The sequence below is a fragment of the Psychrobacter sp. genome (assembly GCF_035469765.1).
Lineage (GTDB): Bacteria > Pseudomonadota > Gammaproteobacteria > Pseudomonadales > Moraxellaceae > Psychrobacter.
On the sequence record NZ_DATIRM010000341.1, the window covers coordinates 1 to 5,692 of the forward strand.

The 5,692-nt window shown below is 45.8% G+C and carries 5 protein-coding genes; 1 reads left to right on the forward strand and 4 read right to left on the reverse strand.

Features of this window, described 5'->3' with window-relative positions:
* The 3 genes from VLN09_RS09435 to VLN09_RS09445 form a co-directional block, all read right to left on the reverse strand.
* Positions 1-745: APC family permease (locus VLN09_RS09435; protein WP_325245911.1), on the reverse strand; the 745-nt coding region annotated here is incomplete at its 3' end.
* A gap of 309 nt (positions 746-1,054) precedes the next feature.
* Positions 1,055-2,317, reverse strand: coding sequence for a 4-aminobutyrate--2-oxoglutarate transaminase (gabT, locus tag VLN09_RS09440; protein ID WP_325245913.1), 1,263 nt, complete (start codon positions 2,315-2,317; stop codon positions 1,055-1,057).
* A 153-nt stretch (positions 2,318-2,470) separates the two neighbouring features.
* Complete coding sequence (locus VLN09_RS09445; RefSeq protein ID WP_325245915.1) at positions 2,471-3,934, reverse strand: NAD-dependent succinate-semialdehyde dehydrogenase; 1,464 nt, start codon at positions 3,932-3,934, stop codon at positions 2,471-2,473.
* A 224-nt stretch (positions 3,935-4,158) separates the two neighbouring features.
* Between VLN09_RS09445 and VLN09_RS09450 the strand changes: the two genes are divergently transcribed.
* A complete protein-coding gene (locus tag VLN09_RS09450; RefSeq protein ID WP_325245917.1) occupies positions 4,159-4,929 on the forward strand; it encodes an IclR family transcriptional regulator in 771 nt (256 codons plus the stop codon).
* A gap of 47 nt (positions 4,930-4,976) precedes the next feature.
* Here the strand turns inward: VLN09_RS09450 and VLN09_RS09455 are convergent.
* A partial coding sequence (locus VLN09_RS09455) for a CaiB/BaiF CoA-transferase family protein (RefSeq protein WP_325245919.1) occupies positions 4,977-5,692 on the reverse strand: 716 nt, incomplete at its 5' end.

Genomic DNA, 5,692 nt, shown 5'->3' on the forward strand with positions numbered 1-5,692 from the left:
ACCAAATGACCGCAACTACAATGGAGACAATCAAAAACTTACCAATATTGGGACGAGTAAGATCAATCTCTTCTGCCGCTTGTGGAATGACGTCAAAACCCACAAACATAAAAGGCACCATCACGATAACGGCCATCATACCGGCAACACCGCCAATAAAGGCTGGCGCTTGCGTTGAAGTGGCTGTCTCAGGGTTAAACAACACGGCACCGATGAACAGCAACGTACCTACAAACAAAATACCTAATACGGCGATTTTTTGAAACCAAGCACTGACTTCCATACCGCGTATATTTAGCCACGTTACAATGATGGAGCCCAACATCCCGACCCCTACCCATGTGGCATAGACATCCCATCCAGCGATAGTCCAGAGATACCCTTGATTATAATTGGGAATAAAATACTCTACTACCGTTGGTAGTGCCACTGCTTCAAAAGCAACGACCGAAAAGTAACCAAACAAAATACTCCACGAGCAGATAAAGGAGACATTCACTCCCAGCGCTCGATGAGTATAAGTATGCTCACCGCCAGTAACTGGCATGGATGCAGCAAGCTCAGCGTAAGTAACACCGATCAATATGACCGCAAGGCCACCTATCAAGAACGCTAACATCGCGCCCCACGTACCAGCAGATAGAATCCAACCACCTGCCAACACTACCCAACCCCAACCAACCATAGCACCGAATGCTAAAGCAATGACATCTAACGTCCCTAGCGATTTTTTTAATTCAGACATAACCTACTCCTTGTCTGTGTGTCATCCGTGTGAACCTTTTACGGTTACACTATTTCTGTTTAGTGGGATAGCACCCATCATATTTACTATATATATCGTTTCGCCTAAAAACTGTCGTTTGCTATTTGTCTGATATTTAAATAGCAAATACAAAAACGGCGTCTTGACTTGCAAGGCGCCGTTCAAAAACACACTCAAAGTGAGTGCCCTAAGGGCAGCCTTGCCGTTATCTTAAATACAACTTTTTAACCAAAATCGATGTTTGATTAAAAGCGATCCATCGCTAAAGTAAATGACACTCGATATCTATTAAGCAGTTAGGATACCTTTGATGATATCAAGACCTTCTTGTAATACTTCGTCTTCGACCGTCAATGGCACCATCACACGAATGGCATTGCCATACATGCCACAAGACGCTAATAGCAAGCCCTGCTCAAATGATTTTGCTTTTAGGTTTGCTGCTGCTGCTGCATCAGGCTTGCCTTCGCTATCGATCAATTCAAACGCTAGCATCGCACCTTTATGACGAATATGACCGATGCTGCTTAGGTTTAAGCCTTTTAAGAACGCGGCGATGGTATCACCAATCTCGATACTACGTTCAAGTAAGTTTTCTTCTTCAATGACTTCCATGACAGCTAGCGCGGCCACACAAGCAAGTGGGTTACCAGCATAAGTACCACCTAAGCCGCCTACTTGCGGCGCATCCATGATATCAGCACGGCCAATGACCGCAGAGATAGGATAACCACCAGCCAAGCTCTTAGCACTGGTCATCAGGTCAGGCTCAACGCCTAGCTGCTCAGTGGCAAACAACGTACCCGTTCTTGCAAAACCACACTGCACTTCATCAAAAATGAGGACGATGCCATGCTCGTCACAGATGTCACGTAGTGCTTTGGCAAATGAAGGGGTAACCTGATGGAAACCACCCTCGCCTTGGACTGGCTCGATGATCATCGCCGCCACTTCACTAGGATCGATATCTGCTTGGAAGATCATCTCAAGGCTGTGTAATGCTTGCTCTTCAGTAACATTTAACTCTTCAGCTGGGAACAACGCATGGAATACAGGACCGGGCATCGGACCAAAGTTCTTTTTGTATGGCAATACTTTGCCTGTCAGGCTCATGCACATTAAGGTGCGGCCATGCCAGCCACCAACAAAAGAGATGACGCCTGGACGACGGGTTTTAGCACGAGCAATCTTGATGCAGTTTTCGACGGCTTCTGCACCAGTTGTCAAAAAGAAAGCCTTGGTATCGCCGCTAATTGGTGCTTTTTCACAAAGCTTTTCAGCCAAGTCCACATAGCACTCATAATTGATCATTTGCGCAGCAGTGTGCGTAAATTTGTCTAGCTGCTCATGCACACGCTGAGTAATTTTTGGATGGCTGTGACCGGTATTCAATACTGAGATACCACCGACAAAGTCAATATAGCGATTGCCTTCGATGTCCCAAACTTCTGAGTTCTTTGCTCTTTCTGCAAAGATAGGAAAGGCAACCCCAAGTCCTGTTGGTAAAACAGCTTTGCGGCGCTCAAGTAATGATTGATTGGTAGTCGTCATGGGAATGTCCTTTTCTTTGTTCGTAACATAAGTGCCATCTAGTGATTGGCGGTTTATTTGAGACTTAGTAGATATCGAATGATATTTGTTTAACTTAAAACACCACTGATACCTAAAAAATTGTGCTGAGCATGGAACCAACTAGCGATTGTATTAGCTGATGTCAGAACACCAGTATTTAGTCGTGATATAGTCTTCGATACCATATTTTGAGCCTTCACGGCCAAAGCCAGACTGCTTCACGCCGCCAAATGGTGCAACCTCCGTAGAAATTAAACCAGTGTTATGACCAACGATGCCGTACTCAAGGCCTTCGGTCACACGCCATGAGCGTGCATAGTCGCTACTGTAGAAGTAAGCGGCTAAGCCATAGATAGTGTCGTTAGCGGCACGGATAACTTCTGCTTCGTCTTTGAACGTAAATATCGTCGCAATCGGTCCAAAGATTTCTTCAGAAGCGATATCCATATCACTGCTAATATCGGTAATAACCGTTGGGTTATAAGTCAATTCTGAAGCGTCGTTGATGCTACCACCAGTGACCAGTTTGGCACCTTTATCCATTGCATCTTTGAGAAGCGCTTGTACTTTGTCTAATGCTTTTTTGTTGATGAGAGGGCCAATATCTACGCCTTCTTCCAAACCGTTACCAACTTTTAGCTCAGCTACTTTTTTGACAAAGATATCTAAGAACTTATCTTTGATGCTGTCTTGAACGTATACACGGTTGGCGCAAACACAGGTCTGACCAGCATTACGATATTTAGAGGCGATTAAGCCTGTAGCGGCTTTCTCTAAGTCTGCATCATCAAAGACGATAAACGGCGCGTTGCCACCAAGCTCTAACGACAGTTTTTTGATAGTCGGTGCGCATTGTGCCATCAACGTACGACCTACTTCTGTAGAGCCAGTAAATGATAACTTATGAATGCGCGCATCGCCGGTCAGGATCTCACCGATGACAGATGATTTACCTGTCACAACTTGGAGAACGCCTGCTGGGATACCCGCTTGCTCTGCTAAGGCACCCAGTGCCAATGCCGAAAATGGTGTCTCAGTGGCAGGTTTGACGATAATCGTACAACCTGCTGCTAAAGCGGGTGCAACTTTGCGCGTGATCATCGCTGCTGGGAAGTTCCAAGGCGTAATAGCGGCACAAACACCAACTGGCTGCTTGAGGACGACATGACGTAGCTGCGCGCTGTTGGCAGGGATAACATCGCCATAAACGCGCTTGCCTTCTTCGGCAAACCAACGAATAAAGCTATTGGCATAACCTACTTCACCGCGTGACTCAGTGAGCGGCTTACCTTGCTCAGCGGTCATGATGATCGCAAGATCTTCTTTATTGGCATCAATGAGGTCTGCCCACTTTTGCAGTAGCTCTGAACGCTCTTTTGCTGTTTTTGCTGCCCAAGCAACTTGGACTTCATGAGCATAGGCAACCGCTTCATTGACATCGTCTGTCGTGAGGCTTGGTACCGTACCGATGATGTCACCGTTAAAAGGATTAGTTACATCAAGTACAGCGTCGTCACTAGCGACGTGCCAGCCGTCTTTGATTAGGCAAGATTGTTTAAGTAGGTCTGGATTTGATAACTGTAGCGTATGTGACATGTTGACGCTCCTTGTCATGTAGGGTGGTATGTTTATAAGAATGGATATAATAGTAGGTATTAAATAATTATTGATAATTCGTTTTTTGTTCAATATACTGAACAAGTATTCTATATACGAGACATCATTATAAGAATGATATGGTGCGATTTGCAACCTCTAATCTCATTATTTTGATAATTATCTTGTACTTCTTTCTTTTATTTCATTTTTATAGGTTACTTATGAGCTCGACTGCCGTGCCTGCGCTAGACAAAACATTTCAGATTTTGGACTTGATTACAGATAGCTCACAGCCTCTGACAGCGGCTCATATCGCCAAAGAGCTTGGGCTTCCTCGCAGCTCCACTCACAATATTTTGCAGAGCCTGCTAACCAAGCATGTCATCTATAAAGATCCTGAAAGCCGCTTTTATTTAGGCTCGTACTTGATGTATTGGGCAGGCAAGTATGAGCAGCAGCAAGGCGTCGTACAGTTGTTTAAGGATTTGATTGTCCAGTATCCTGTGCTACTTCAGCACACGGTCACCTTGTCAAAACTGGATCTGGGAGAAGTGGTGTTTTTGGCTTGTCATGAGTCGCCTGCTCCGCTCGGATTTACCTTTCGTGCAGGGGTGCGTGTGCCTGCTGTATTTTCTGCGACAGGCAAAGCCATGCTATCCACGTTGTCTATGGACAGCATAAAATCATTGTATAAAGAGAAGTTCCCTACGCCCATGACACAACATGGGGTCAATAACTTTGCGGATTTGTCCACCGAGCTTACGGCGATTCAGGAAAGTCGAGTGTCACTCGATGATGGGCAACTGCGCGATGGCATGTACTGCTTGGGCACTTATATCCGTAATGCTTCGGGCACTGCCGTCGCTGGTATGGCAGTCAGTTTTTTGCAAGGAGAGTATGAGTCTAAACGGGCTGAGGTCAGCGCGGTACTGATTGAATTGGCCGAACAAATTGAGCAGTGCTTGGGCTTTAACCCTAACGCTATCAAGTAACGTTAGGATTCTATACTATAAATCTAGGTCTAAAAAATCTTTTCATATTAAACAATACCGTCCGCTTTGAGTTTGGCTATCATATCGCTGTTATAGCCTAAATCAGCAAGCGTGCTATCGGTATGCTCGCTCAGGCTCGGAGGCGGCGTGCGATAGCTGACAGGTGATGCGGATAGTTTGATAGGATTACCAAGCGCGCGCACAGGACTGCCTTGCACAGCAAAATCAATCACCATCTCACGCGCTTGTGCTTGCGGCATAGCCAACGCTTCAGCCACATTATGAATAGCACCGCATGGAATACCTGCTTGATCTAAGACCTCTAGCCAATAACTGCGAGGTTGCTCGGCAAACTTCTTAGCTAAATCATCACAAAGCAGCTCACGATTAGCAACACGCTGTGGGTTGGTCATAAAGCGGCTGTCGGTATGCCAATCAACACCAAGGACATTACAAAGTTTGGCGAACTGACTGTCATTGCCACAAGCTAAAATAAAGTGCGCTTCACCCTGCCCCGCAAACACTTGATAAGGCACAATATTAGGATGCTGATTGCCCAATCTTGGTGGTACTTTGCCTGATGCTAGATGGTTCATACCGACGTTAGCCAACATCGCCAGTGCACTGTCTAGCAGTGCCACATCGACATGTTGTCCAAGTCCAGTGTTGTGACGTGCTAATAATGCCGCTTGAATACCAATGGTCAGCTGCAAACCTGCAAACAGATCGACGACTGCTACGCCAACCTTATGCGGTTCCCCAT